Origin of the sequence: Maribacter litoralis (assembly GCF_003075045.1) — a bacterium.
GTDB lineage: Bacteria > Bacteroidota > Bacteroidia > Flavobacteriales > Flavobacteriaceae > Maribacter > Maribacter litoralis.
This window is the reverse complement of the sequence record NZ_QCZD01000018.1, coordinates 1-960: the sequence shown is the minus strand read 5'-3', so window position 1 is coordinate 960 and position 960 is coordinate 1. Positions and strand designations below refer to the sequence as shown.

2 protein-coding genes are annotated in these 960 nt (G+C 35.2%); both read left to right on the top strand.

Features of this window, described 5'->3' with window-relative positions; all coding sequences use genetic code 11:
* A partial coding sequence (gene traM / locus DCS95_RS20565; protein ID WP_425269171.1) for a conjugative transposon protein TraM occupies window positions 1–162 on the top strand: 162 nt, incomplete at its 5' end.
* Window positions 163–193: 31 nt separating this feature from the next.
* On the top strand, window positions 194–960 hold a 767-nt coding region (locus tag DCS95_RS20080), incomplete at its 3' end, for a DUF4138 domain-containing protein (protein WP_116772577.1).

Below are 960 nucleotides of genomic sequence, written 5' to 3'. Positions count from 1 at the left end.
GCTGAAGCCACCACCGAAGTCTTGGACGATATTATTGGCGATATCAACATTCCCACCGTACCACAAGTTGGTGGTATATCCAAAGTACTCAGACGTAACAACCGAAACGTAAAAGTTACGGTATTGAATAATTATAAATTAATTCTAAAACCTAAATTATGAGCCCATAATGGGCATTTAAAAACACACTCTTATGAAAAAGTATATCATAATTTCCACTCTTGTTTTAAGTTTCGCTTTCGCGAAAGCGCAAACAACTACAGTCCTCGATACCATATATGCCAACGACACCAAAAACGTTGCATTATTCTTCCCTGAACCTATTCGGCAAGGTATAACCGGTTCAGATAATTTTGTTTTTACCTACAACCGTGAAAAAGAACAGTATTTTGGACTTCTTCAAGCAAAGCCTGGCAAAGAAAGTAATCTACTGGTAGTCAATAGAAATGGTTCAATTTTTTCGTATATTGTAAGATATAAAAAACAGCTATCTAAGCTCAATTATTTCATTCCGTTATCTAATAGTATAGGGAATGAGAAACCGATTAAGGTCGATTCGATTCTTGCTGAATCCTCTGAAGAACGTGTAGATAATAGAACGTATTACTACCAAAAATTCTGCTCGTATCTTCTTAACAGAAACCAGCGTATAGGTCGAATTAAAAAGCGAAATGAAGGTATCGTTTTGAGTGTTGAGAATATTGTTTTTGATAAGAAAGAACTCTACTTCGTTATCCAGATTGAGAATAATTCTACTTTGGATTACGATTTGAATTTCTTGAACCTTTCGATTGAAACAAGACAAAAAGGGAAAAGAAAATCGTTACAACGCCTGTATCAAGAACCAACGTACAAACACAATCTGCCTTCAAAAATTGCAAAAAGTGAGACGGTTCGCTTCGTTTATGTATTGCCCAAATTTTCATTATCTAATGACCGTAGGGCGATTTTAGAATTGAA